At 70.6% G+C, this 21,738-nt stretch carries 24 protein-coding genes and 1 pseudogene; 10 read left to right on the top strand and 15 right to left on the bottom strand.

Annotation, left to right across the window (positions count from 1 at the left end; all coding sequences use genetic code 11):
- Positions 1 to 180: 180 nt before the first annotated feature.
- Positions 181 to 2,307, top strand: coding sequence for an ATP-binding protein (locus tag AB0C75_RS24355; protein ID WP_362893810.1), 2,127 nt, complete (start codon positions 181 to 183; stop codon positions 2,305 to 2,307).
- Here the strand turns inward: AB0C75_RS24355 and AB0C75_RS24350 are convergent.
- Complete coding sequence (locus AB0C75_RS24350) at positions 2,278 to 3,549, bottom strand: hypothetical protein (protein ID WP_362893809.1); 1,272 nt, start codon at positions 3,547 to 3,549, stop codon at positions 2,278 to 2,280. The genes AB0C75_RS24355 and AB0C75_RS24350 overlap by 30 nt on opposite strands.
- A gap of 588 nt (positions 3,550 to 4,137) precedes the next feature.
- Positions 4,138 to 4,713: a TetR/AcrR family transcriptional regulator gene (locus AB0C75_RS24345; RefSeq protein ID WP_362893808.1), complete on the bottom strand. Its 576-nt coding sequence runs from the start codon at positions 4,711 to 4,713 to the stop codon at positions 4,138 to 4,140.
- 103 nt (positions 4,714 to 4,816) lie between these two features.
- Here AB0C75_RS24345 and AB0C75_RS24340 point away from each other — a divergent pair, with 103 nt between their 5' ends.
- Positions 4,817 to 5,668 (top strand): SDR family oxidoreductase, encoded by an 852-nt coding sequence (locus AB0C75_RS24340; protein ID WP_362893807.1) that lies wholly within the window; start codon positions 4,817 to 4,819, stop codon positions 5,666 to 5,668.
- Positions 5,669 to 5,675: 7 nt separating this feature from the next.
- Here the strand turns inward: AB0C75_RS24340 and AB0C75_RS24335 are convergent, their stop codons facing one another.
- Entirely contained in the window at positions 5,676 to 5,858 is a 183-nt protein-coding gene (locus tag AB0C75_RS24335; RefSeq protein ID WP_362893806.1) for a hypothetical protein, read from the bottom strand.
- Positions 5,859 to 6,181: 323 nt separating this feature from the next.
- Here AB0C75_RS24335 and AB0C75_RS24330 point away from each other — a divergent pair, with 323 nt between their 5' ends.
- The gene (locus AB0C75_RS24330) at positions 6,182 to 6,940 is read left to right on the top strand and encodes a polysaccharide deacetylase family protein (RefSeq protein ID WP_362893805.1); all 759 of its coding nucleotides are present in this window, start codon (positions 6,182 to 6,184) and stop codon (positions 6,938 to 6,940) included.
- A gap of 7 nt (positions 6,941 to 6,947) precedes the next feature.
- Here the strand turns inward: AB0C75_RS24330 and AB0C75_RS24325 are convergent, their stop codons facing one another.
- The 9 genes from AB0C75_RS24325 to AB0C75_RS24285 form a co-directional block, all read right to left on the bottom strand.
- Positions 6,948 to 7,589, bottom strand: a complete 642-nt coding sequence (locus AB0C75_RS24325) for a bifunctional 4-hydroxy-2-oxoglutarate aldolase/2-dehydro-3-deoxy-phosphogluconate aldolase (RefSeq protein ID WP_362893804.1) — start codon at positions 7,587 to 7,589, stop codon at positions 6,948 to 6,950.
- Positions 7,590 to 7,600: 11 nt separating this feature from the next.
- Positions 7,601 to 7,921, bottom strand: coding sequence for an HPr family phosphocarrier protein (locus AB0C75_RS24320; protein ID WP_362893803.1), 321 nt, complete (start codon positions 7,919 to 7,921; stop codon positions 7,601 to 7,603).
- Positions 7,922 to 7,948: 27 nt separating this feature from the next.
- Positions 7,949 to 9,049 carry a DgaE family pyridoxal phosphate-dependent ammonia lyase gene (locus AB0C75_RS24315; protein ID WP_362893802.1) on the bottom strand — a complete coding sequence of 367 codons (1,101 nt, stop codon included), beginning with the start codon at positions 9,047 to 9,049 and terminating at the stop codon, positions 7,949 to 7,951.
- A gap of 94 nt (positions 9,050 to 9,143) precedes the next feature.
- A complete protein-coding gene (locus tag AB0C75_RS24310) occupies positions 9,144 to 9,857 on the bottom strand; it encodes a DUF4310 family protein (RefSeq protein WP_362893801.1) in 714 nt (237 codons plus the stop codon).
- A gap of 14 nt (positions 9,858 to 9,871) precedes the next feature.
- The gene (locus AB0C75_RS24305; protein ID WP_362893800.1) at positions 9,872 to 10,660 is read right to left on the bottom strand and encodes a DUF4311 domain-containing protein; all 789 of its coding nucleotides are present in this window, start codon (positions 10,658 to 10,660) and stop codon (positions 9,872 to 9,874) included.
- 168 nt (positions 10,661 to 10,828) lie between these two features.
- Positions 10,829 to 11,164, bottom strand: coding sequence for a DUF4312 family protein (locus tag AB0C75_RS24300; protein WP_362893799.1), 336 nt, complete (start codon positions 11,162 to 11,164; stop codon positions 10,829 to 10,831).
- Positions 11,161 to 11,544 (bottom strand): SFCGS family glycine-rich protein, encoded by a 384-nt coding sequence (locus AB0C75_RS24295; protein ID WP_362893798.1) that lies wholly within the window; start codon positions 11,542 to 11,544, stop codon positions 11,161 to 11,163. Before AB0C75_RS24295 ends, AB0C75_RS24300 begins: the two co-directional genes overlap by 4 nt.
- Before the next feature lie 47 nt (positions 11,545 to 11,591).
- A complete protein-coding gene (locus AB0C75_RS24290; protein ID WP_362893797.1) occupies positions 11,592 to 12,002 on the bottom strand; it encodes a hypothetical protein in 411 nt (136 codons plus the stop codon).
- Positions 11,999 to 13,186: an amidohydrolase/deacetylase family metallohydrolase gene (locus AB0C75_RS24285; protein WP_362893796.1), complete on the bottom strand. Its 1,188-nt coding sequence runs from the start codon at positions 13,184 to 13,186 to the stop codon at positions 11,999 to 12,001. The genes AB0C75_RS24290 and AB0C75_RS24285 overlap by 4 nt, the downstream gene beginning before the upstream one ends.
- A gap of 134 nt (positions 13,187 to 13,320) precedes the next feature.
- On the opposite strand from AB0C75_RS24285, the gene AB0C75_RS24280 reads away from it, so the two are divergent.
- The 3 genes from AB0C75_RS24280 (at position 13,321) to AB0C75_RS24270 (ending at position 16,207) form a co-directional block, all read left to right on the top strand.
- The gene (locus tag AB0C75_RS24280; RefSeq protein ID WP_362893795.1) at positions 13,321 to 14,097 is read left to right on the top strand and encodes an IclR family transcriptional regulator; all 777 of its coding nucleotides are present in this window, start codon (positions 13,321 to 13,323) and stop codon (positions 14,095 to 14,097) included.
- A 111-nt stretch (positions 14,098 to 14,208) separates the two neighbouring features.
- The gene (locus tag AB0C75_RS24275; protein WP_362893794.1) at positions 14,209 to 15,138 is read left to right on the top strand and encodes a helix-turn-helix transcriptional regulator; all 930 of its coding nucleotides are present in this window, start codon (positions 14,209 to 14,211) and stop codon (positions 15,136 to 15,138) included.
- 97 nt (positions 15,139 to 15,235) lie between these two features.
- Entirely contained in the window at positions 15,236 to 16,207 is a 972-nt protein-coding gene (locus tag AB0C75_RS24270) for a hypothetical protein (RefSeq protein WP_362893793.1), read from the top strand.
- Positions 16,208 to 16,266: 59 nt separating this feature from the next.
- Here AB0C75_RS24270 and AB0C75_RS24265 read toward each other — a convergent pair whose 3' ends face one another.
- Positions 16,267 to 16,677: a helix-turn-helix domain-containing protein gene (locus AB0C75_RS24265; RefSeq protein ID WP_362893792.1), complete on the bottom strand. Its 411-nt coding sequence runs from the start codon at positions 16,675 to 16,677 to the stop codon at positions 16,267 to 16,269.
- A gap of 129 nt (positions 16,678 to 16,806) precedes the next feature.
- Here AB0C75_RS24265 and AB0C75_RS24260 point away from each other — a divergent pair, with 129 nt between their 5' ends.
- Positions 16,807 to 17,661 carry an NmrA family NAD(P)-binding protein gene (locus AB0C75_RS24260; protein WP_362893791.1) on the top strand — a complete coding sequence of 285 codons (855 nt, stop codon included), beginning with the start codon at positions 16,807 to 16,809 and terminating at the stop codon, positions 17,659 to 17,661.
- Between the two features lie 63 nt (positions 17,662 to 17,724).
- Here the strand turns inward: AB0C75_RS24260 and AB0C75_RS24255 are convergent, their stop codons facing one another.
- Positions 17,725 to 18,558: a PIG-L family deacetylase gene (locus AB0C75_RS24255; RefSeq protein WP_362893790.1), complete on the bottom strand. Its 834-nt coding sequence runs from the start codon at positions 18,556 to 18,558 to the stop codon at positions 17,725 to 17,727.
- 344 nt (positions 18,559 to 18,902) lie between these two features.
- Between AB0C75_RS24255 and AB0C75_RS24250 the strand changes: the two genes are divergently transcribed.
- Positions 18,903 to 19,499 carry a hypothetical protein gene (locus AB0C75_RS24250; protein ID WP_362893789.1) on the top strand — a complete coding sequence of 199 codons (597 nt, stop codon included), beginning with the start codon at positions 18,903 to 18,905 and terminating at the stop codon, positions 19,497 to 19,499.
- A gap of 122 nt (positions 19,500 to 19,621) precedes the next feature.
- On the opposite strand, the pseudogene AB0C75_RS24245 reads toward AB0C75_RS24250, so the two are convergent.
- Positions 19,622 to 19,723, bottom strand: a pseudogene (locus tag AB0C75_RS24245) (TetR family transcriptional regulator); the annotation flags it as partial.
- A 203-nt stretch (positions 19,724 to 19,926) separates the two neighbouring features.
- On the opposite strand from AB0C75_RS24245, the gene AB0C75_RS24240 reads away from it, so the two are divergent.
- On the top strand, positions 19,927 to 20,820 hold the full coding sequence (locus tag AB0C75_RS24240; protein WP_362893788.1) for an SDR family oxidoreductase: 894 nt from the start codon (positions 19,927 to 19,929) through the stop codon (positions 20,818 to 20,820).
- Positions 20,821 to 20,918: 98 nt separating this feature from the next.
- Positions 20,919 to 21,584 carry a class I SAM-dependent methyltransferase gene (locus AB0C75_RS24235; RefSeq protein WP_362893787.1) on the top strand — a complete coding sequence of 222 codons (666 nt, stop codon included), beginning with the start codon at positions 20,919 to 20,921 and terminating at the stop codon, positions 21,582 to 21,584.
- The last annotated feature ends 154 nt before the right edge of the window (positions 21,585 to 21,738 follow it).

Here is a 21,738-nt window from a genome sequence, read left to right as displayed (position 1 = left end):
CGAAATCGGCCGGAACGAGGCGACCGCCGAGTATGGCCGGAATCATGCCCCGCCCCCGGCTCGACCCCCATCTGGCGAGCCACGAAGCCGAGTTGACGCGCCCCGGGTGTTTCCTCGGGCCGTTGCCACGGCGATACAGTCCGGCCAGTGGCGGATCGGGGACCAGGGGAGGGGCCGACCATGCTGGAGATCGTGGCGCTGAGCGCGCTGACCGCATTCCTCACGGCCGTGGGCGACGGCGCGGCCGGCGAGATGGGCAAGCGACTGCTGTTGTCGACCGGGGCGCTGGCGAGAAGGACCACAGGGCGGGAGACACCGCTGCCGGCCACCAGGGAGGGCTGGGAGGCGCTCGCCGGCCATGTGCACGCCTGCCTGGGCGACGACCGGCGGCAGGCGGGCGAATGGGCGACGCTCCTGCGGAGCCTTCCGGAGAACGCGGCGGCCCCCGCTTCCGGAGCCGGACTTCCGCCCGCCTCCCGCCACTTCACCGACCGCAGGGATGTCGTCAAGCGGCTGAGGCGGGAGGCGACCCGCCCCGCCGCGGGGCGGCCACGGGTCGCGCTGCTCCACGGCGCTCCGGGGATCGGCACCACCGCGGTGGCACTCCACCTGGGGGCCGCCTGCCACGGCCTGTTCCCCGACGGGCAGTTCTACGTCGACCTCCGCGAGGACTCCGGTGAGCTCGGCCCGGCCCCGGCCGCCGTGCTGCTGCGCCTGCTCCGGCGGATGGGCGTCGCGCCCGACCGGATCCCGCCGACCGAGGCGGGCCGCGAGGAGCTCTACCGGCGGCTCACCAGTGGCCGCCGGGCGTTGGTGGTGATCGACCATGTGGCCTCGGTGGCGCAGGTCCGCCGCCTCGTCCCCGCCACGCCGGAGGTCTTCCTGCTGGTGGTCGTGTCCGGCCCGCCCGTCCTGCTGGAGTCGGAGACCGTCGCCGTGCCCCCGCTGCCCAGGCGGGACTCGCTGGAGATGATGAGGAAGGTCGCGGGCCGGGAGAACGTCACCCGGGCCAAGGCACAGATCCCGCAGGCACTGGCCCACTGCGCAGGCAACGCCTTCGCTTTGAAGGCCACGGCGCTGCGGCTGCTGGCAGGCGAGGAGGAGCCGGCCCACCTCGACCCGGGAGCGGAGGCGCCGGAGAGCCACCCGGTGCGCGCCGCGGCCCGGACCGCGTGCGACCGGGTCCGGCCGGCGACGGCGCGGCTCTGCCGGCTGACGGCGCTCGGCGGCTGGCCGTCCGTATCCGCCCACCTCGCATCGGCTGCCGCAGGCGTCACCGAGGACGAGGCCGCGCGCATGCTGGCCGAAGCCGCCGACGCCCAGCTGCTGGAGCCCCTTCCCGACGACCGCTACCGGTTCCGGCCCGAGGTCCGCCGCCATCTGGCGGACACGGCCGGACCCGAGCTGGGGATCCCCGAGTGCTCAGCAGCGGTCGCCCGGACGCTCGACGGCCTGCTGAACCGCGCACTGCACGCGGCGCACGCCGCCCTGCCCCAGAGCTGGCGGACCGAACCGGCGCCGGAGCGGGGGCAGGCGTACCGCGACGAGGCGGAGGGCGTGGCCGCGCTGGTGGCCGATGCGGGCAACCTGGTGCGGGCCGTGTCCGTCGCCCGGGAGTACCAGCACATCGACACCGCGCTGCGCCTGGCACGTGCCCTCTGGCCCCTCCAGCTCAAGGCGGGCCACTGGGACGAGGTGCTTCCCGCGCTCCGTATCGCGGCCCGATGCGCCGACGAGCACCGGCCGGGGTCCAGGATCGCGGGTGCGCTGCACTTCCAGCTCGGGCACTGCCTGGGCGAGGTAGGCCTCGGGGAGGAGGCGGACAGGGAGGCGGCAGCCGCCGCGAGCGCCGAGCGTGAGGCCGGCCATCTGCGCGGCGAGGCCTCATCCGTGGAACTGCGGGGGCTGCTGAGCCTGCACCGCTGGCTGTACGAACCGGCCTACGAGCGCTTCGTCGAGGCGGAACGCATCTACGGCCGCATCGCTCCGGGCCAGGAGGGCGCGGACGACCTGCCGCGCGCCTACGCCCTGGCCCGGCGCCACCAGGGGCGGGCCCTGCGCGGCATGGGCAGGCTCGACACGTCGCGCCGCCTGCTCGAAGACGTGACGGGTTTCTTCGAACAGCAGGGCGAGGCCTACAACCAGGCCCGCGCTCTCACGGACCTGGCCGAGACGCTGCACGACGCGGGCCGGAACGCCGAGGCGCTGACGCGGATCGCGGAGGCCGAACGCCTGCTCACACCCGCCGCGACCCCGCACCTGGGATATCTCGCCGCCCTACGGCTGCGCTGCGAGGTCGCCGGATAGCGGGACCACCGCCACCGGATGTACGCCCCCTGCGGTACGCGTCCGGAGCGTGACCCCCGCGGCGGGCACCCGGCCACCGGCGCCCAGCCAGGCCGCCAGGCAGGATGCGTACGCCGCCGGGTCCGCGTCCGCTCCCGGCCCTGCCGACAGCCGGAACACACCGTGCTCCCGGGTGCGGACGGTGCATGTGTTCGGCCCGGTCACATAGGCGGCGACCGCACAGTGCGGGTGGCGGTGCAGCACCTCAGCGCTCCACACCCCTGGACCGCCCAGGCGCGGATCGTCCTCCCGGCCCTCTCGCACGATCACGTCGGCGGACTCCAGGCTGCCCGGGTCCAAGGTGTCCTCGTGCACGGAGAGGTGCGCGACGCCCTCGGAGCCGTACGGGTGCTCCGTGGAGCGTTCGATCGCGACCTCCGCCCCCTGGACGTGCGTCCGCACATGCAGCGGGGCCGTACGCCGTGGCGGATCGTACGCCGGCAGGGGCAGCGGCTCCAGCAGGGCGGCGGACGCGGGCTCCGGGAGATCCATCAGCGTGTAGAAGCGCTGCCGCAGCAGGGCCGCCGAAGCGCCGGGGGCGGAGGTGGTGAACTCGGCGGGGCCGGCGAGCGGACGGTGGTCTGCCAGCGCCCGCTCCACCTGCTCCCGCAACGGGCCGTGCGGGTCGAGGCGCGGCGCGTCCCGCACGAACGAGGCGAGCGGTGCCTCGGGATCCAGCCTGTCCCGCACGGCGGATGCCAGCATCACCGGCAGGCCCAGAGCCGCGGCGTAGTAGGAGACCGCGCCGAAGTCCCCGAGGACGAGATCAGCGGCCAGGAGTGCCTGCCGCCAGGCATGCACGGGATCGATCAGGACCAGCCCGCTGCGGCGCGCCCGGTCCAGCCAGGCACGGATCTGCCCCGGCCCGTGCCCGTACCAGATGTTGGGGTGCAGGACGGCCGCGAACCGGTAGTCGTCGGCGGGCAGTTCGGCCGGCAGGCGGGGGAGCAGGCTGGGCAGGACGTCGTCCTGATCACCGCCGTTGCCGAAGAAACCCTCCGGGTTCCAGGTGGAGTTGAGGACGACGAGCCGCTGGCCACGGCGTACGCCCAGGGCGCGACGGAACCGTTCACGGTGGCGACGCGCGGCCAGCATGCGGTCGAAGCAGGGGTCCCCGGCGAGCACCGCGGCCTTCTCGGCCTCGGGGCACGCGCGGCGCAGGCGTTCGAGCTGCTCCGGGTGGGACAGCACGAGCGCGTCCACGAAGGGTTCGCCATCGGCCAGCAGCCACTCCGGCGAAAGGCCGAAGGTCGGCTCCCGGCTCCCGGCTCCCGGCTCCCGGCTCCCGGCTCCCGGCTCCCGGCTCCCGGCTCCCGGCTCCCGGCTCCCGGCTCCCGGCTCCCGGCTTGGCCAGCTTCTTAGTGTATCCAACGCCATGGGAAAGAACTGCCAATTTGCCCTGAAGGGCGCTGAGTTGACCCCCGAAGCTGGCCGACACCGCAAGGTCGACCGGCAACGCCCTGGCCTGACTCCACGGGAGTACGGGCAGCTCCAGCTCGGCGAACAGCTCACCGAGCCCCGCGAGGAAGGCGGACGACCCGGTCGAGGTCACGAGCAGCTGTACGCGGAAGTCGTCGTGGAAGAGCGGCAGGACGTCGAGGAGGCGCCCGGCGGAGGTGACGTTGTGCGCCACCAGCAGCACCCTGCGGCGGGCCGATCTGCTGGTCCACAGGTGGGAGTCCTCCCCGACCGGCACCCGTATCGCCAGGGGATCGACTGCCCCCACGTGCCACCTCCTGCTGAGCGCGCGGCGTCCCGCTGTCGCGGATCACCCTAACCGGGGGCGCGGATTCAGCTCGTGGCCGCGTCCTTCGTCAGTGCGTCCATGAGGAGGTCCACGACCGGGCGGGTCTGCTCCTCGGTGCCCTGCCGCACGGCATGGGCGATGCCGCCCATGAGGAGCAGGACGGTGTCGGGGGCGATGTCGGTCCGCAGGCTGCCGTCCCGGGCGCCGGCTGCCAGGAGGGTGGCCACGGCCTCGGTGAGGAGGGCGCGGCTGTCGGAGAACGGGTCGATTCCGGAGGCGATGGCCGCGTCGAGCGCTTCGGACATACCGCTCTTGGCCGTGGCGTAGTGGACGAAGTGTTCCATCCATAGCCGGGTGGCCTCGGCGGCCGGGTGCTGGGTGAGAAGGCCGGGCACCTTCTCGCAGACCTGGCCGAGTTGCCGTCGGTAGGCGGCGTCGATGAGTACTTCGCGGGTCGGGAAGTGCCGGTAGAGCGTGCCGACGCCCACGCCCGCCTGTTTGGCGATGGCGGCCGGTGCGGTGTTCAGCCCCTGCTCGGCGAAGACCTGCGCGGCGACTTCCAGGAGGCGCTCCCGGTTCTGCAGGGCGTCGCTCCTGGTGCGGCGGGGTGTGGCGGGCATGCGGGTTCCTTGGGTGTCAGCCTCCGGGTTGCTTTCCGGAATCCGTTCCGCTTATGTTCTAAGCGGAACGCATTCCGGTAGCACCCTACTCCAGGAGACGTCCATGCCCACTCCCGCCGACAAGGCCGTACGCCACTGGTTCATCACCGGGGCCTCCGGCGGCCTGGGCCGCCACCTCACCGAGCACGCTCTCCGTCACGGCGACCGCGTCACGGCGACGGTTCGCCGCGCCGACGCTCTGCAGGACCTGCGGGAGGTGTACGGCGACCGGCTGGCCGTGGAGATCCTCGATCTCACCCTGCCCGCCGACGTCGACCGGGTCGTCGGCAGGACGCTCGCGTCGGGCCCTGTGGACATCGTCGTGAACAACGCCGGATACGCGGTCGTGGGCGCCGCCGAGGAGATGACCGCCGATCAGGTCCGCGACCAGATCGAGGTTCTCCTCCTTGCCCCGATGGCGATCACCCGGGCCTTCCTGCAGCCGATGCGTGAGCAGGGCGGAGGCCGGATCATCCAGATCTCCAGCGTCGGCGGACAGGTCGGGATTCCCACGCACAGCTCCTACCACGCCGGCAAGTGGGGGCTGGAGGGCTTCACCGAGAGCGTCAGTCGCGAGGTCGCCGACTTCGACGTCCACCTCACTCTGGTCGAGCCCGGCGGCACGCGGACGGGCTTCGCATCGGCCCTGCGGTACACCGCCGAAACGGCCGTCTATCGCGACCATGTCGTCGGCCGCACCCGGCGCTACCTGGAAACCGCGGACGAGAGTGCTTTCGCGGGCGACCCGGCCAGGATCGCCGCCGTCGTCCACGCCACCACCCGTGACCCGAACCCGCCCCTGCGGCTGGCTCTCGGCTCCGACACCTACGGCGCGATTCACGAGGCGCTCACCGAGCGTCTCACCTCGCTCGAAAACCAGAAGGACCTTGCGGGATCCGTCGCCTTCGACCGCTGATCCGCCCTCACACGGAGTCCGCCGAGCAGGCCCGTGGGATGCCGGTGACCTCGGAGGCGTTGAGGCCGTCGGCGTAGGCGTAGGTGATGCCGCCCTCCTTGAAGGGGAGGTCGTTGGCCGGTTCGTGGCCGAAGGCGCCGTCGGCGTTCAGGGTGAACAGCGCGGGCTGCTCGTCGCGGCCGGCCGGCACAGCAGGACAGCCAGGAGCACCCGCCCTTTCGGCGTGCCCAGTTCCAGCGGTACGCCGTCCCGCCACACGGTCAGCGGGCCCGATACACCGAAGTCCACAGCCGTCCCCCGTCTTTCGACGGCCACTGTAATGGCCGTTCGCCCGTCACCAGCCTGGCAGGCCGGTGCACGTCGTGGGAGGGCTCGGCTGTCGCGGTACTCCTGCGTTTGTCGTCGGCCTCCTGCGAGTTCGTCCGAGATCGGTAACAGAGGCACCTGATCAGGGTGTTCGTGTGGCTTCATGGGGGCACGGCATCGGCGTGGGCGACAAAGGGGTGGGCGGACATGGCACGGCACAAGGGAAGGGGATGGCACACCAAGCTTCTCGCCGCGGGGCTCGGGGTGACCGCGGTGGCCGCCGCCACCTCGGTGTGGAGCGCGCAGGCCGACTCCTCCGCAGGACGCCCGCAGGCGAGTGCCACGGCACCGCAGGTCCGGAAGGTGGCGGTGGACATCGCGCACGCCTCGGACAAGGGCGACCGGGGAGTCAACATCACCATCGACGACGGACCGGACCCGGTCTGGACGCCGAAGGTACTGCAACTGCTGAAGGACAACGGTGTGAAGGCCACCTTCTGCATGGTGGGCCCGCAGGCCAAGGCGCACCCCGACCTGGTCAAGCAGGTCGTGGCGGCCGGACACCGGCTGTGCGACCACACGATCTCGCACGACACCGCCATGGACGGCAAGTCCGAGGCGTACCAGTCCCAGCAGATCCTGGACGCCGAACGCATGATCACCGAGGCCTCCGGAGGCGTCCGGCCGCAGTACTACCGCGCCCCCGGTGGTGCGTTCACCCCGTACAGCCGGAAGCTCGCCGCGTCCCACGGGATGCGGCCCCTGGGCTGGAACGTCGATTCCAAGGACTTCGAGCTTCCCGGCGTGGACACCATGGTCGCCACCGTCAAGAGCGAGATCTCCAACGGGCCGACCGTCCTCTTCCACGACGCGGGAGGGGACCGCTCCCAGACGGTGGACGCTCTGCGCGAGGTGCTGCCCTGGCTGAAGGAGCAGGGCTACTCCTTCGGCTTCCCCGTGCGGTGAGCGCGGGTCAGTCCTCCTTCCCGTCGAGTAGCGCGCGCAGCCGCGCGACGTTGGCCCCGACGTCGCCGCCCCGGTAGAGGTCACTGCCGATGCTGGCCGTGAAGGCGCCCGCCGCCAGCCAGTCGACGGCGTTGTCCACCGTCACCCCGCCGGTGGCCATGACGCGTGCGCCGGGGAGTACGGCCAGCAGCGACTTGAGGTACTGGATTCCGCCGACGTGTGCGGGGAAGAGCTTGGCCACTCCGCGGTTCGCGGAGGTACGCAGCTCGGAGGGCGTCAGCCCCCCTTCGACGAAGAGCCGGTCCGCGGCGTCGGCGACGGGCCGCACCTCGGGCACCTGGAACGGGCTGACCAGGAAGCGGGCTCCGGCGGTCAGTGCCTGCTCGGCGATGTCCGTCGATGTGACGGTCCCGAGGCCGACCATGGCCTCCGGGTGGTCGGAGGTCCAGTTGGCGACCAGCGTCTGCCAGCCCGGTGTGGTGGCGGTGAACTCGAAGGTGGTGAGGCCCGCGGCCAGGAGTTCACGGGCGAGCGCGTCGGCGGCGTCGGCGTCGGCGGCCCGCACTGTCGGCACGACGCGGGCCTCGCGCAGATGCTCGACGACCTCGTGCACGGCGGGAGTCGATGACGTGGGCACAGGCAGGGACATGCGGATCCGTTTCAGGCGGGGGCGGCGATGGCTGCGAGGGCGTCGACGACATCGGGACCGTCCGCGCCACGGGCCCGGATGATGATTTCGTCGCCGCACCGGATGTTGAGGGTCATCAGTGACAGGACACTGCGTGCGGACACCTCCCGGCCGGGGTCGGGCGTGGGGCCGGCAGGAGCCGCGGTACGGGCCACGGTCACCTCGGCCTCGTACCGTGCGGCGGTCTGCGCGAAGAGCGCTGCGGGGCGGGCGTGCAGTCCGGCTTTCTCGGTCACGACGAGTCGGCGTTCTACGGTAGAAATGTCCTGCTCCTTGAGGTCGTACATGTTCATGAGCACTCGGTGGGGCGCGGGAGGGCGTCAGGCGCGGCCGAGTATCGAAGTGAACCTGTGCACCAACTGCTCCTCCTCTTCCTCGGTGAGGGGGCGAGGGTCGACGGCCAGGCGTCCGGTGCCGGCCTGGTGGTCGCGCAGGAAGACCGGGGGGTCGCCCGCGGCCAGCTCACGCGCGAGTCCCTGCGCGTCGAGTCCGGCCTCGGAGGGGTCGACGGTCAGCACGGCACGGTGGATGTGGCGTCCCGCCTCGTCCTGTTCCACCGTCCCGGTGATGCCTGGCAGGGTCCCGAGCCGGTGGGCGAGCCGGGTCATCCGGTCCAGGCCACCGTCGCCGTCCTGTTCGCCGCCGTACTGCCGCAGGGCTTGCAGCAGCCCGAGCACGGTCTCCTTGCCGACCTTCATCGGCCGGGCGATGCCTTCGTACTGGGCGCGGCACGACTCGATCAGCGCGTGAGCACCGCAGATGATCCCGGAGGTCGGTCCGCCGATCGCCTTGCCTCCGCTGAAGACCACCAGGTCGGCGCCGGTGGCCGGCCAGTGGCGCAGGTCGTCCTCGGCTGCGGCGTCGACGATGACCGGGACGCCGTGCCGCTTCCCGATCGCGATCATCTCGCCGAGGGGAATCTGTCCCTTGTGCACGGTGTGGTGCGACTGGACGAACAGCAGGGCCGCGGTGCGCTCCGTGATGGAGCCCTCCAGATGGGCGGCGCTCACCTTGTTCACCGAACCGACCTCGGTCGCGCGGCCGCCGCCGAGCGCGACCATCTGGCGTACCGAAGCTCCGAAGTTGACGGAGTGCCCCTTCAGGAGCAGTACTTCGGACGGTCGTCCTCCCGGGTCGGGCAGCATCCCGACCCGGGCGGGGTCCGAGCCCGCGATCACCGCGGCGACGGCTATGGCGATGCCCGAAGCGGCTCCCGTGGTGGGGCAGCCGTCCTCGGCGCCGGTGGCCTCCGCGATGACCTTGCCCGCGACGCGCAGCAGGTCCTCCATGACCACATGGCTGCGGGCGGCTTCGCCCATCGCCGACACGACGGCGTCGTCCAGGACGCTGCCGCCCAGCGCGGTCATCTTTCCGCTGGCGTTGATGGCGGGCCGTAGCCCGAGTTCCTCGTACACACCCATGGGAGGGCTCTCCTCGTGTCTCACGTCTCGCGTGTGTCGTGGTGTCCCGCCGTGCGGGATAGGTCGTGGTGACGGGCCGGGTAAAGGGGCCGGATCACTTGCCCGGGAGCGGGAAGAAGACCCCGGCGGCCATCGCGCCGAGGATGGCGCCGCCGGTCAGTGGCTTCTTCCACCAGTAGAAGAGGATGGCGCCGATGGTCGATCCGAGACCGACGGGGATCGAAGCGGACGCGGCGGCGAGAATGACGAGGGGACCCAGATAGCGTCCGGCCGCGTTGCCCGCGCCCATCATCACGTCGGCGCCGAAGGTCGATCCGGCCTCCGCGGAGTTGACGGTGGCCCGGCGGATCAGCAGGACCAGCCAGCCGATGCCCAGGCCGATGACGGCACCGGTCGGCAGGGCGACCCAGAAGTGTTCGAGCGGGGCGGTGACCCCGCCGGCCAGCAGCATGGCGGGGATGCCGATGCCGACGCCGGTCTGTAGCGAGCCGCCGATGTCGAGGATGCCGACCATCGGGGCCTCGATGATCCTGGCGAAGAGGAAGCCCGCGCCGAATGCCGCGGCGGCGCCGTAACTACCGTTCTCCATACCGGCCTTGAGGAGCGCGACCACCGCGACCTCGTTGAACACACCGGTCTGGTATGTGTAGTAGAGGTGGGTCCCGGCGAAGATGCCGGAGGCGAGGGCGGCGACGAAGAGGGGAAAAGCCTTTTCGGAGAGCCAGAATCCGCCTTCCCATGGCTTGGGGTGCCGGCCTTTCCCGCCGGCCCCGGTGGCGTCGTCGACGCCGATATCCGTGGTGCTCATGTCCATTGCCTCCGTCACTGTCCGGCGGTGCCGGTCGTCTCGTGCAGGTCGTGCAGCCAGCCGGGAACGGTGATCTTCATTTCCTGGAGCAGCTGCATGTCGACGCCCCGCAGGAAGGAGCTGACCAGGAAGAGCAGGACGACCGCGGTGACCAGGCTCTTGGTGACGCGGTTCCAGCCCATGTCGTCCAGCCCCTTGCCGACGACGATGCCGAGCACGATGCCGGGGACGGCGTTGCCCATCACGATGTGGGCGAGGCCGCCGAGAACCGTGCCCCATCCCCCGGTACGGCGGCCCGCGTCGATCGCGGCCATCCAGAAGATGACCGGCATCACCGGGCTGAGCAGCCACTCGGAGGCGGGTCCGAGTACGTCGGCGGCGACGCTCTGCAGTGAGTGCGGAATGGCCGCCGCCGTGGTGTTGAGTACGGAGATCAGGACGATGCCGACCCCGGCGCCGGTGAAGGCCATGCGGCGCGGGTTGTGCAGCGTCTCGGCGAGGCTGCGGTTCTTGATCATGGAGATCGAGGCTGCCCAGTGCGGCAGGATCCGGTGGTCCACGTCACCGGAGAGCGCACCCGCTCCGACGGTGCTGGCCCAGGCGTTGAAGAAGAAGCCGAACCCGAAGGAGAAGTGCGCGATCGGGTCGTTCTCGCAGGCGTTGAGCTCGCCGAGGGTACGGAAGGCGCCCATGCCCTGGGCTTTGGGGGCATGGAACATGCGGGCGACGCCGGCGCCGGCGCCGAAGCCGACGAGCGCCCCGATGACGATCGACTCCAGCAGAACGGTGAGTGTTTCGTTCATGGATGGGTCCACTTCAGAGGGACATGGGAGTCCTCGAATGAGGGTTTTCAGGCATGGCGGTGCCTCGGTCCGGCGGGACCGCGGTCCGAGAACAAGCGGACCGTGGTCCCGCCGGACCGCCGCGCCGGGGAAGGGGGAGGGGGAGGAGAGAGCGGAGGGGCGGAGGTCCTACCTCATGTGCAGCAGGTGCTGCGTGGCGGTCAGCTTTTCCTCACGTACGGCGAAGTCGACGCTGTCGAGGTCGAGCGAGGTGATACGCACCCGCACCCGTACGGTGATCTCGAAGTGGACCCGCCTCCTGGCGAAGAGGACTCCGAGGAAGCGCTCGGTCCTGCGGTGTTCTGCGGCCGACAGCACGTCGAGGGACAGGGGCTCGACCCGGAAGGTGACGCCGCCGCCCTCACCGGTCGCCGCGGACTGCACCTGGCGCATCGCGGCACCGAAGGCCCGTTCCTTCGTCGGCCCGGTACCCGTGAGCCGCAGCGTCTGCTCCACGGTGTTCATGAGGCGCCGCCCGCCTCGGGACCGAGCTCGCGCAGCAGCGCCTGCGCGATCTTGAAGCCGAGCTCCTCGGTGTCGATGAAGCCGAATCCGAGGACCCTTTTGCCCTGCTGGACTGCGGTGACGCCGGCTTCCGCGGTGCGCATGCCGAATTCGATGCTGTGCCCGTACTTCGCCTTGGCGGTCACCGCACCGGCGCCGCCGCTGCCGCAGAAGCTGAGGCCGAGCACGGCGCCCTCCGATGCCATGACGTCACCGACTTTCATGTCGGCGCCGGGGCCCGGTATCAGCACGGGCTCGACTCCGGCCTTCCGGATGCCCTCGGCGACGGCCTGGCCCTTGCCGAGCCGGTTGCCGATGACGATCTTCACAGTGTCTGACATGGTGTTCTTTCCTGTCTGCTAGGCGGTTGGCCGCTGTCCGCGTGCGTTCAGACGCTACGACCGGGCTCCGGCAAGTCCTCTTGGAGGGCCGCTTCGAAGTGCAGCGTGAGGAGCAGCACCTCGGTGTCGCCGACGATGTGTGCGCGGCCGGCGCAGTAGGCGTCGAGCAACTCCCTGACCCCCGCGAACAGTTCTTCGCCGACCTCGTCGTAGAGGGCCCGGTCGAGCTCCGGCGGGTATTCGTGGGCGCGTACCCGCCGTACGAAGGCGAGGCCGTGTGCCGCCAGGGCCAGCCGCCGGACGTCGTTCAGCACGATGCCCCGCTCGCTCGCGTAGTGGCCGGCGAGGGTGAGGAACGCCTCCGCGTCGGCAGCGTCGGGCTCGGAGATGTGCGTGTCCTCGGCCAGCAGCGTGAGGAGCCGGCGCGGATGGGCGGAGTCCAGGGGGGTGCCGGTCATGCGGTGGCCTTTCGGGTGTCGTGGACGACGCCGGCCCGCACCACGGAGGCCGGTGCGAGCAGCCACTCGGACGTACGTGTCCTGCCTTCGGCGTCCACGAGGCCGACAGCGCCTTCTGTCCGGTCCAGGAGGGTGAGGTCCGCGACCGATCCGGCCTTGAGGTCTCCCAGTTCGCCGGCGAGGCCGATGGACTCGGCGGCGGCCGAAGTGGTGGCGCGTACCGCCTCGTTGAGGGTGAGGCCCACGGCGAGCAGTTTGGTCATGGTGGTGGTGAGGCTGTGGACCGGGCCCGCGGCGTTCTCCCGGTGGATGTCGGTGCTGATGGTGTGCGGCCTGATCCCGGCGGCGAGTGCGCGTTCCATGGTTTCGAAGGCGAAGCTGGCACTACCGTGTCCGACATCGAAGTGGACTCCGCGTCCCAGCGCCGCGAGCGCCTGTGGAACGGGCGCGTCAGCGGCTGCCGGGAAGAGCCCACCGGGCTTTCCGTGGAAGGCGTGGGTGACGATGTCACCCGCTTCGAGCAGGTCGAGCACATCGCCGAGTGCGGGGGGAGCGTTGCCGACATGCACCATGACGGGGAAGACCCGGCCCGTGGCGGCGCTGATCTCGGCGGTGACCCGCTTGGCCGCGCGCAGTGGCTCCAGGCCGTTGTCGCCCAGGACCGAGCGGCTCATCCGCACCTTCACACCGCGGATGGTCTCCGGGTTGTCGAGAATCGTGCGTACCGTCGCGGCATGCCGGATGTCATCGCTTCCGGCGAGTTCCCTGGTGCCCTGGGTCAGGCCGTGGCGCGAGATGTTCAGCCAGCTCAGGACGCGGGTGGCGCTGTTCGCGACCACGGTTTCGCCGAAGTGGGCGAAGGAGTCGGACCCGGCGCTGCCGGCGTCCACGAGGGTGGTGACGCCCGAGGCGAGACCGACCGCGTCGGCTCCCGTACCCAGTCCGGTCCGGCCGTCGTAGATGTGGGTGTGGAGGTCGATGAGTCCCGGAGCGACCAGCAGTCCCCGGGCATCGAGGAAGCGCGCACAGCGGGAGTCGGCGCTGCCCGGGGCCACAACGGCCGCGATGCGTCCGTCGCGGACGGCGACATCGCCGCCGAGGGGCTCGGACTGCTGGGGATCGACCAGGAGACCACCACCGATCACCAGGTCGTACGGGTCGGGCTCATCGTCGGATGCGGACATGAACAACCACCTTGCGCTTGGCAGGTGAGGGCCCGTCGAGTGACCGGGCACCCCTCACCCGCATTCCGTACGATAGATTGTCGTTCCGGAGGGCGGACCCGAGTGACGTTAGCTGAGAGGCAACCGGAGAAACAATGGATACCGACGAGGCAGTTTCCGGGACACGTGTCGCGGGGGGAGCCGGCAACTCCGTGGCCAAGACGCTGCGCGTGCTGGACGCGCTTGCACATCCGGACGCGCCGCATCGGCTCGGAGAGATCGGCGAGCGCTCGGGAGTCTCCAAGGCGAGCGCTCACCGGATCCTCGGCACACTGATCGAGGAGGGCTACGCCACATCGGAGGGCGAAGGCCGCTACGGCATCGGCATCCGGCTGCAGGCGATGGCCGCGCGCGTGCTGTCCGAGGACTCCGTCGGCATCGGGGCGGTGCTGCGCACGTTGCAGCAACGGCTGGGCCAGACCGTTCACCTCGCGGTCCTCAACGGTGACCACGCGATCTACACCCACAAGGTCGATCCCGACCGGGCCTACCGCATCACGACCGAGGTCGGCACGCGGCTCCCCCTGCACGGGACCGCGGCAGGCCTGGCCCTGCTGTCCCGTCTGCCGGAGCAGGAATCATCGGCCCTGCTGGACACCACGGCACTGACCGCTCTGACGACGCGGACGGTGACCGACCGGCGGACGCTGGAGAAGAGGCTGATGTCGGCACGCGCCGACGGTTACGCGACCGACTACGAGGAGCACGAGCATTCGATCTGCTCGCTCGCGGCTCCGGTACTCGACGCGGAGGGGTACCCGGTGGGCGCCGTCTCCGTCTCCGCGCTCACGTTCCTGGTCGGCCCCGAGGAGCTGCGGGCCTTCGCCCCCGAGGTGCGGCAGGCCGCATCCGACGTGGCGAAACGCCTCTGACGAGCCGTCCGGGAGGCCCCGGGGGCCGGGATCCAGGAGCACCAGGAACCCGCGGATCCACACCCCGGCAGGGTGAGGCGCGGATCCGCCGAGGTGCGCATACTCGGTGCCATGGACGACAAGCACGGGCGACTCGCCGACTTCCTCCAGGCCCGCCGGGGCCAGTTGCGGCCCGAGGACGTCGGACTGCGGACCTACGGTGAGCGGCGCCGCGTACCGGGGCTGCGGCGGGAGGAGCTCGCGCTGCTCGCGGGCATCAGCGCCCCCTACTACGCCCGCCTGGAGCAGGGCCAGTCACGCAACGCCTCCCCCGAGGTGCTCGACGCCATCGCCGGCGCCCTGCGGCTGGACGACTTCGAGCGTGCCCATCTGCATGCCCTGGCCCGTGCGCCGAGAGGAGGCAGACCCGCGGGCAGGCCGCGGGCGGAACGCCTGCCCGAGGCGACGGGTGTCCTGCTGGCAGCCATCGAGGGCACCCCGGCGATCGTCATGGGCCGCCGCAGCGATGTCCTGGGCTGGAACAGCCAAGGTCACGCGCTGTTCGCCGGGCATCTCGACCGCAGCGGGCCCGAAGACCCGCGCCGGCGGCCGAACATGGCGAGGCTGGTGTTCCTCGACGCGCACACCCGCGACCTGTACACCGACTGGCCGGCCAAGGCCAGGGCCGTGGTGGGCAACCTGCGCCTGACCGCCGGCCGGTATCCGAACGATCCGCTGCTGGCCGGTCTGATCGGCGAACTGACCATGAAGAGCGCTGAGTTCGCCAGGATGTGGGCCGATCACCGGATCCAGGCCTGTGACACCGCCGACTACGAGATGCGCCATCCTCTGGTCGGGACGCTGACCGTCACCCAGCAGACGCTGCAGAGCCCGCAGAGCGACGGACCGGCGCTGGTGGTGGCCACGGCGGCCCCCGGCTCCCCTTCCGCGACGGCTCTGACGCTGCTCGCCCAGGCCCTCACCCCGGGGGTCGCACCGGTTGCAGTTCCGCAGGAGGCGGCCGGGCCGCAGCGCGACGCCCACCCCCTGCCCCGGCCTTGACCACGGGCGCCCCGCGCCCGCCTCACCACATCACCACGGCACGCACCGCCCACCGTGGCTACCGCATGCCCGAAACCAGAGAAGGAACGAACGAACCATGTCCAAGCGACCCATCATGACCACCGTGGCTGCCCTCCTCATGGCAGCCGCATCCCTCACCGCGGCCGCTCCGGCCGGCGCGACGCCCGTGTCCGGCAGGCCGCTGACCGACGCGCGGATCGCCGTCCACTTCGACCTGGACGCAGGCCAGATGCCGGAGAACGTCGCCCTGCTGCCCGACGGCACGGCGGACGTCACGTTCGCCGGGGCTCGTCAGGTGGCCAGGATCGACCGGCACGGCGCGACCCGCGTCCTGGCGACGCTGCCCGCACCCGCCGACGAAGGAGCCGGCGCGCCCGTCCTCGGCTTCCCCCTGACCACCGGCATCGTCCGCACCGCCGACGGCACGGTGTACGTGCTGTACGCGACCGGTACGGCCGACCTGACCGGGCTGTGGCGGATGCGCCCCGGGCAGGCCCCGCAACGTATCGCCGCACTGCCCGCGGACGGCCTGCCCAACGGGCTGGCCGTGGACGAGCGCAGCCGGCAGTTCTACATCACCGACTCGGTGCTCGGCACCGTGTGGACCGTGCCCCTCACCGGTGGCACACCCACCGCATGGTCCACCGCCCCGGAACTCGCCTCGACCGGCTTCCTCGGAGCCAATGGCGCGAAGGTCCACGACGGAGCCCTCTGGGTGAGCAATCTCGACCGGGGCACCCTCCTGCGCATACCGGTTCTCCCCGGAAACCGCGCGGGAGAGCCGCAGGTCAAGGCGTCCGGCCTGGTCGGCATCGACGACTTCACGTTCACCGGCCGGGGCGACCAGGTCATCGCCGCGATCAACGGCACCAACCAGGTCGTGCGCATCCGGCCCGACGGCACCAGCACCACCCTCCTCGACGCCACCGACGGACTTCAGGGCCCCACCTCCATCGCCCTGCGCGGCGACGAGATGTACGTGTTCAGCGCCGCCTACACCTCCACGGACCCCAACCTGCTGCGTGCCCGCCTGCACAGCCACCGATGACACCCGGCACGCCATGAGGCGTCTCGCCACGGGCGTAGTGCTGCGGCCGCTCCAGCCGTTCAGGTCCGGTGTTGCTGTCCGGCCCGGTCGTCGTACTCCTCGCGGGAGGTGAGCACTTCCTCGATGTGCCGCACCGACCAGTCCGTGAGCGCCTTCAGGGGGCCGCGCAGTGTCTGGCCGAGCGGCGTCAACGCGTACTCCACGCGGATCGGTGCCTCCGGGTACACCGTCCGCAGGACGAGCCCGTCGCGTTCGAGTGTGCGCAGCGTCTGGGTGAGCATCTTCTCGCTCACGCCCGCGAGCCGCTGCCGCAGCTGGGTGAACCGGCACGCCCCTTGCCTGGCCAGCTCGCCCAGCACGAGCACCGCCCACTTGCTGCCGATCTGGTCGAGCAGGTCACGCGAAGGGCAGCCGCGCGCGTACGGGTCCCATGACGGTGTGGGCTCGGCCACATCCCCGACGGTCGACATGAACCCTCACCTCGATGCTTTCGTCAGGGTGGCCACCTTACCTCGAAGTGGGTCCTTACTAAAGGAGAGTGACCAGGTCATCCTGGATCCATCGCCGCGGAAGGTCCGCGGTGGAAAGGGGCCACCACCATGTCGATCGTTGTCACCGCAGCTTCCGGACAACTGGGCAGGCTCACTGTCGAAGCGCTGCTGGCCCGTGGAGTGCCGGCCTCCGGCATCGTCGCGACCAGCCGTGACGTCACAAGGATCAAGGACTTCGCCGACCGCGGTGTCGTGGTGCGCCGGGCCGACTTCGCTGAGCCGGACAGCCTCCCCGCGGCCTTCGACGGCGCGGACAAGCTCCTGCTGATCTCCACCACGACCGTGGACGAGCGTGTCGCCAACCACCGCCGCGCCATCGACGCGGCGGTGGTGGCAGGCGCGTCCTCGGTCGCGTACACGAGCATGCTGCGTGCGGACACGTCCACCACACTCCTCTCGGCCACCCACCACGCCACGGAGCAGTACCTGCGGGAGCACGCCCCCAGCGTGATGCTGCGCAACGGCTGGTACCTGGAGAACTACACGGCCCAACTTCCCCAGGTACTGAGCGGCGGGACCGTCGTCGGGGCGGCCGGCCAGGGAAGGATCAGCGCAGCGACCCGGGCCGACTACGCCGATGCCGCAGCGGTCGTGCTGACCACGGACGGACACACCGGCAAGGTGTACGAACTGGGCGCGGACGAGGCGTTCACCCTGGCCGGGCTGGCCGCCGCGATCTCGGCCGCCACCGGGAAGCGGATCGAGTACACCGACCTCCCGGCCGACGGGTTCGCCCGGGTGCTGGCCGATGCCGGTGTGCCCGCAGAGCTGGCACACGTACTCGTCGATGCGGACCTTGCCATGGGCCGCGGCGAGTTCTTCACCGGCTCCGGTGACCTGCGGCGCCTGATCGGACGGCCGACGACGACCCTCGCCGAAGCGATCGCCGCCGCGCTCGGCTGACCCGGCTGTTCAGCGCGGTCCGGCTGTTCAGCGCGGTCCCGCCGTTCAGCGCAGTCCGGCCGTTCAGCGCAGTCCGGCGAAGAGATCGGTCTCGGGGACGGCGGCGCCGGTGGTGTCCTTGACGCGTACGAAGGTCTCCATGCCCATGAACTCGGCGAACCTCTCCTTGCCCATCTTGAGGAAGAAGATGTTCTCGCCCTGACTCGCGTGCGCGGCCAGCGCGTCGAACTTCTGACCGCTGAACGGGGTGGTGTCCACCCAGGTGGTGACCTCGTCGTCGGGGAGGCCGATCTCCGCCATCGCAGCGGCCTCGACGGGGTCCGGCTCCGGCATGTCCTCATGGAACTCGCGCATGGTCTCCCCGAACCGCTGCATCATCGAGCGGGGCATCGTCGTCCAGTACACCTTCGGCGTCAGCTCGGTCATTTCCAGCGCCGCCATCGTGATGCGGTGGGCCTGGATGTGGTCGGGGTGGCCGTAGAAGCCGTTCTCGTCGTAGGTCACGACCACATCGGGCCGGTAGTGCCGCATGAGTTCCGCGAGCCGGGCGGCGCCTTCCTCCACGGGGGTCCGCCAGAAGGATCCGGGGGCGTCGTTGCTCGGCCAGCCGGTCATCCCGGAGTCGGCGTAGTCCAGCATCTCCAGATCGCTGACCTTCAGTACGTCGCAGCTCGCCTCGAGTTCGTGGCGGCGCATCGAGGCGACGGCCGCCGGATCGTGGCCGGGGTCGCCTGGCTTGACACCCCCCGGCCCGTCTCCGCAACCGCCGTCGGTACAGGTCACGAGCACCGTGCGGATGCCTTCCGCCGCGTACTGGGCCAGGATCCCGCCGGTTCCGGTGGCCTCGTCGTCGGGGTGGGCGTGTACTGCCATGAGCGTCAAGGGTCGGTCGGTCATGAGAAGCAGTCCTCCTGCAGAAAATCACGTCGTGGTCCGAGCGCGCGCCGGTCCATCGGGTGCAACCTTTTCGGCCGTGCCGGGTGTTCCCGGCGCGGCCGCTCGGCTTTTCGGGCGTGGGCGGTCACACACCCGAACGAGGAACAGGTCAGGCCCGTACGCATCGGAGTCTATTCGGTCGAAATCTGTGCGCATTCCACTTGACGACCGGTTTGGTTTCCGAAATGTTCGTGTCCCCGCCTCCTCTCTCCCGTTCTCCCAAGGTGGGCTGAACGGGGGTCGGTTGACCATTCTCGTGGTAGAATTCAGTGAATTCACAGAGCGTCGCAAAAAAGGGGAATGGCGTGAATACCGAGAAGGTTACGGCTCGACGTCTTACGGTCGAAGAGGTTTCGGAGCTGGGCATCCAGGACGGAATCTTTGTGTCGGCAGAGATGGATGGCCTTCCTCTCGACTGCTACGCCCCGGCTTTTCTCACGAAGCCGGGTAAGGATTTTGAGGGAGGGTCCTTCGTCGCGAGGACGGCCTTCGGCAGGGAAGTCCATGTCCTCCCGGGCAATGACGAAGAGCGCGGCATCTGGGTCGCCGACAAGGCGGGGGAGGGGATCGAGGTTCTTCAGAGTGCCGGCGTTCTCCTGAACCTCGCACTCTTCGTGCCCAACGGGACCAAGGAATCTCTCGATTCGCTCTACTCCGCCGCGCGGGACGCCTTCGGTGCGGGGATCGTTCAGCGCTGGAGCGAGGAAGTCGCCGAGGTGCCGGATGTCAAGGTCGACCTGTTCGAGGAGCCGGCTCGGGGGCGGAAGAGCAGCAGTCAGAACCGCGATCGCCGCGCCTTGGACATCTACCCGACCCGAGTGCGATTCCTGGAGCCCAGCGATGGCTGGAAGTTCGTTGTCGAACCGCACAAGGAGGTCGTCGACGACACACCGACGATCTGACCGGATGGCAGGTTGGTCCCGGTCTTTCGCAAGAGCCCGTCAGATTGCTGACGGGCTCTTCGGCGTTTGTCGGGAGGCGGGGCGGTCCGTCCGCGCTGCGCCCGGACAGGATGTGGAGAAAGGCGGTACACGGTCCGACGGCCCACGCCCGCCCGCTCGGTGATGCCCTTCACGGTCAGGGCCGCGTACCCGACCTCGACGAGAAGGTCGTCGACGGCGTGCAGCGCGGCGGCGCGTGCGCTTTCGCTGCGGGGTCGTCCGCGGCCGCCTCCATCCGCGGTGCCGTCAACACATGCGAGACACGGTGTCTCGCATGTGTTAGCTTTGCGGTGCACGGTGACTCGTAAATGAGTGTCCGGGCCGTGCGTCGTGTGCAAGCGATCCGCGCTTCATCCACACGCCCTTCGGGGCGAAGGAGGTCACGTACATGCGTGCTTTTGTCACCGGAGCGACCGGCTGGATCGGATCCGCCGTTGTCGACGAACTCGTCTCGGCGGGCCACCACGTCATCGGCCTGGCCCGATCCGACCTGGCCGAGCAGTCTCTCGCGGCCAAGCGCATCGGCGTCGTCCGCGGTGACCTGGACGATCTCACCTCGCTGCGGCGGGGCGCCGCCCAGGCGGACGCGGTCATCCACATGGCCAACAAGCACGACTGGGGCAACCCCGCCGAGTCCGACCGCTCCGAACGCGCCGCGATTCGCACTCTCGGCGACGTACTGGCAGGAACGGGCCGCCCGTTCGTCGTCGCCGCGCCGCTCTCCGGCATCGTCGAAGGCCGGCCGGCCACGGAGGCCGATGTCTCTCCGGCCGTCGGCCCGGACTCCAACCGGGGCGGCAGCGAGAACCTCGCCCTGGACTACGTGGCCCAGGGCGTGCGGACCGTGATCACCCGGTTCGCGCCGAGCGTTCACGGCCGCGGCGACTGGGGGTTCGTCAACTTCCTCACCGAGGCTGCCCGTAAGCAGCAGGTCTCCAGCTATGTCGGCGACGGCTCCGCGGCCTGGTCGGCGGTGCACCGCGACGACGCGGCCCGCCTCATCCGCCTCGGCATGGAGCAGGCACCCGCCGGAACGCGCCTGCACGCCGTCGCCGAGGAGGCCGTGACCACCAAGGCGATCGCCGAAGCGATCGGCCGCAGCCTCGGTCTGCCGACCGGATCCGTCGCCCCGCAGGACGCCGGATCCCATTTCGGCTTCGTCGGCGGCTTCTTCGCCTCCACCATGACCGCGTCCAGCGACGCCACCAGGCGGCTCCTCTCCTGGGCGCCCGCCGGGCCGTCCCTGCTCGCGGAAATCGACGCGGGCGCCTACACGGCCTGACGAGGAGGCAGCCCAAGCAGGGGAGGACGCCCCCCCCGGGGCCACCCCTCCCTCCTCTCCGTGCGCCCACCATGTCCCACACCCGAAGGAGCCACACTGTGCCCACGCACCCCTACACCCTCGCGGAACCACGTGTCGCCGCCGCCCTGACCCGCATGTTCGAGGCCGCCGACCGTGACGAGGAGACCGAGGAACGCCACCGGGCCGTCCGGTCCTACGACCGGGCGACGCTGACGGCGCAGGAACTCGCCGACGTGGCGCAGGAGATCTACATGCCGATCTCCGCCGCCGGCGGCAAGCTCCTCTACAACCTCGTCCGCGCCACCAAGCCATCCGTCGTCGTCGAGTTCGGCACCTCGTACGGCATCTCCACCCTGCACCTGGCCGCCGCCGTTCGCGACAACGGCACGGGCCAGGTCATCACCACGGAGATGAACAGGACGAAGGCGGCCGCCGCACGCGACACCTTCGCCGCCACCGGCCTCGACGACGTGATCTCCGTGCTGGAGGGCAACGCCCTGGAGACGCTCGCCGTACTGCGGCAGCCGGTGGACTTCTTGTTCCTGGACGGGTGGAAGGACCTCTGCCTGCCCGTCCTGCAGCTCCTGGAGCCGGACATCGCCCCCGGCACCCTCGTCGTCGCCGACGATGTGAACCTCTCGAGCCTCGGCCCCTACCTCGACCACGTACGCGACACCGCCAACGGCTACCACAGCGTCACGTTCCCCGTCGAGGACGGCCTCGAAATCAGCTGCCGCCTCTGACCAGCCCTGTCCGTGATCGCTCCGGCAGCTGGGGCGGGCACGGACAGGACACGGTGCGGTGATACGACCCGCGTGGCGAACGGTGGCGCCGTTCGCTCCTCGCCCGCCCTTCGCACCGGACGCGCGGACATCCCTTGCGGACGATGAATCATGG

This window comes from Streptomyces sp. NPDC048565 (assembly GCF_040650935.1).
Lineage (GTDB): Bacteria > Actinomycetota > Actinomycetes > Streptomycetales > Streptomycetaceae > Streptomyces.
This window is presented reverse-complemented; position numbering and strand designations above follow the sequence as displayed.

Bases quoted from the DNA above. Each gene is read 5' to 3' on its own strand.
- AB0C75_RS24355 (WP_362893810.1), top strand. From the start codon at position 181: ATGCTGGAGATCGTGGCGCTGAGCGCGCTGACCGCATTCCTCACGGCC.
- AB0C75_RS24345 (WP_362893808.1), bottom strand. From the start codon at position 4,713: ATGCCCGCCACACCCCGCCGCACCAGGAGCGACGCCCTGCAGAACCGG.
- AB0C75_RS24340 (WP_362893807.1), top strand. From the start codon at position 4,817: ATGCCCACTCCCGCCGACAAGGCCGTACGCCACTGGTTCATCACCGGG.
- AB0C75_RS24330 (WP_362893805.1), top strand. From the start codon at position 6,182: ATGGCACGGCACAAGGGAAGGGGATGGCACACCAAGCTTCTCGCCGCG.
- AB0C75_RS24325 (WP_362893804.1), bottom strand. From the start codon at position 7,589: ATGTCCCTGCCTGTGCCCACGTCATCGACTCCCGCCGTGCACGAGGTC.
- AB0C75_RS24320 (WP_362893803.1), bottom strand. From the start codon at position 7,921: ATGAACATGTACGACCTCAAGGAGCAGGACATTTCTACCGTAGAACGC.
- AB0C75_RS24315 (WP_362893802.1), bottom strand. From the start codon at position 9,049: ATGGGTGTGTACGAGGAACTCGGGCTACGGCCCGCCATCAACGCCAGC.
- AB0C75_RS24310 (WP_362893801.1), bottom strand. From the start codon at position 9,857: ATGAGCACCACGGATATCGGCGTCGACGACGCCACCGGGGCCGGCGGG.
- AB0C75_RS24305 (WP_362893800.1), bottom strand. From the start codon at position 10,660: ATGAACGAAACACTCACCGTTCTGCTGGAGTCGATCGTCATCGGGGCG.
- AB0C75_RS24300 (WP_362893799.1), bottom strand. From the start codon at position 11,164: ATGAACACCGTGGAGCAGACGCTGCGGCTCACGGGTACCGGGCCGACG.
- AB0C75_RS24295 (WP_362893798.1), bottom strand. From the start codon at position 11,544: ATGTCAGACACTGTGAAGATCGTCATCGGCAACCGGCTCGGCAAGGGC.
- AB0C75_RS24290 (WP_362893797.1), bottom strand. From the start codon at position 12,002: ATGACCGGCACCCCCCTGGACTCCGCCCATCCGCGCCGGCTCCTCACG.
- AB0C75_RS24285 (WP_362893796.1), bottom strand. From the start codon at position 13,186: ATGTCCGCATCCGACGATGAGCCCGACCCGTACGACCTGGTGATCGGT.
- AB0C75_RS24280 (WP_362893795.1), top strand. From the start codon at position 13,321: ATGGATACCGACGAGGCAGTTTCCGGGACACGTGTCGCGGGGGGAGCC.
- AB0C75_RS24275 (WP_362893794.1), top strand. From the start codon at position 14,209: ATGGACGACAAGCACGGGCGACTCGCCGACTTCCTCCAGGCCCGCCGG.
- AB0C75_RS24270 (WP_362893793.1), top strand. From the start codon at position 15,236: ATGTCCAAGCGACCCATCATGACCACCGTGGCTGCCCTCCTCATGGCA.
- AB0C75_RS24265 (WP_362893792.1), bottom strand. From the start codon at position 16,677: ATGTCGACCGTCGGGGATGTGGCCGAGCCCACACCGTCATGGGACCCG.
- AB0C75_RS24260 (WP_362893791.1), top strand. From the start codon at position 16,807: ATGTCGATCGTTGTCACCGCAGCTTCCGGACAACTGGGCAGGCTCACT.
- AB0C75_RS24255 (WP_362893790.1), bottom strand. From the start codon at position 18,558: ATGACCGACCGACCCTTGACGCTCATGGCAGTACACGCCCACCCCGAC.
- AB0C75_RS24240 (WP_362893788.1), top strand. From the start codon at position 19,927: ATGCGTGCTTTTGTCACCGGAGCGACCGGCTGGATCGGATCCGCCGTT.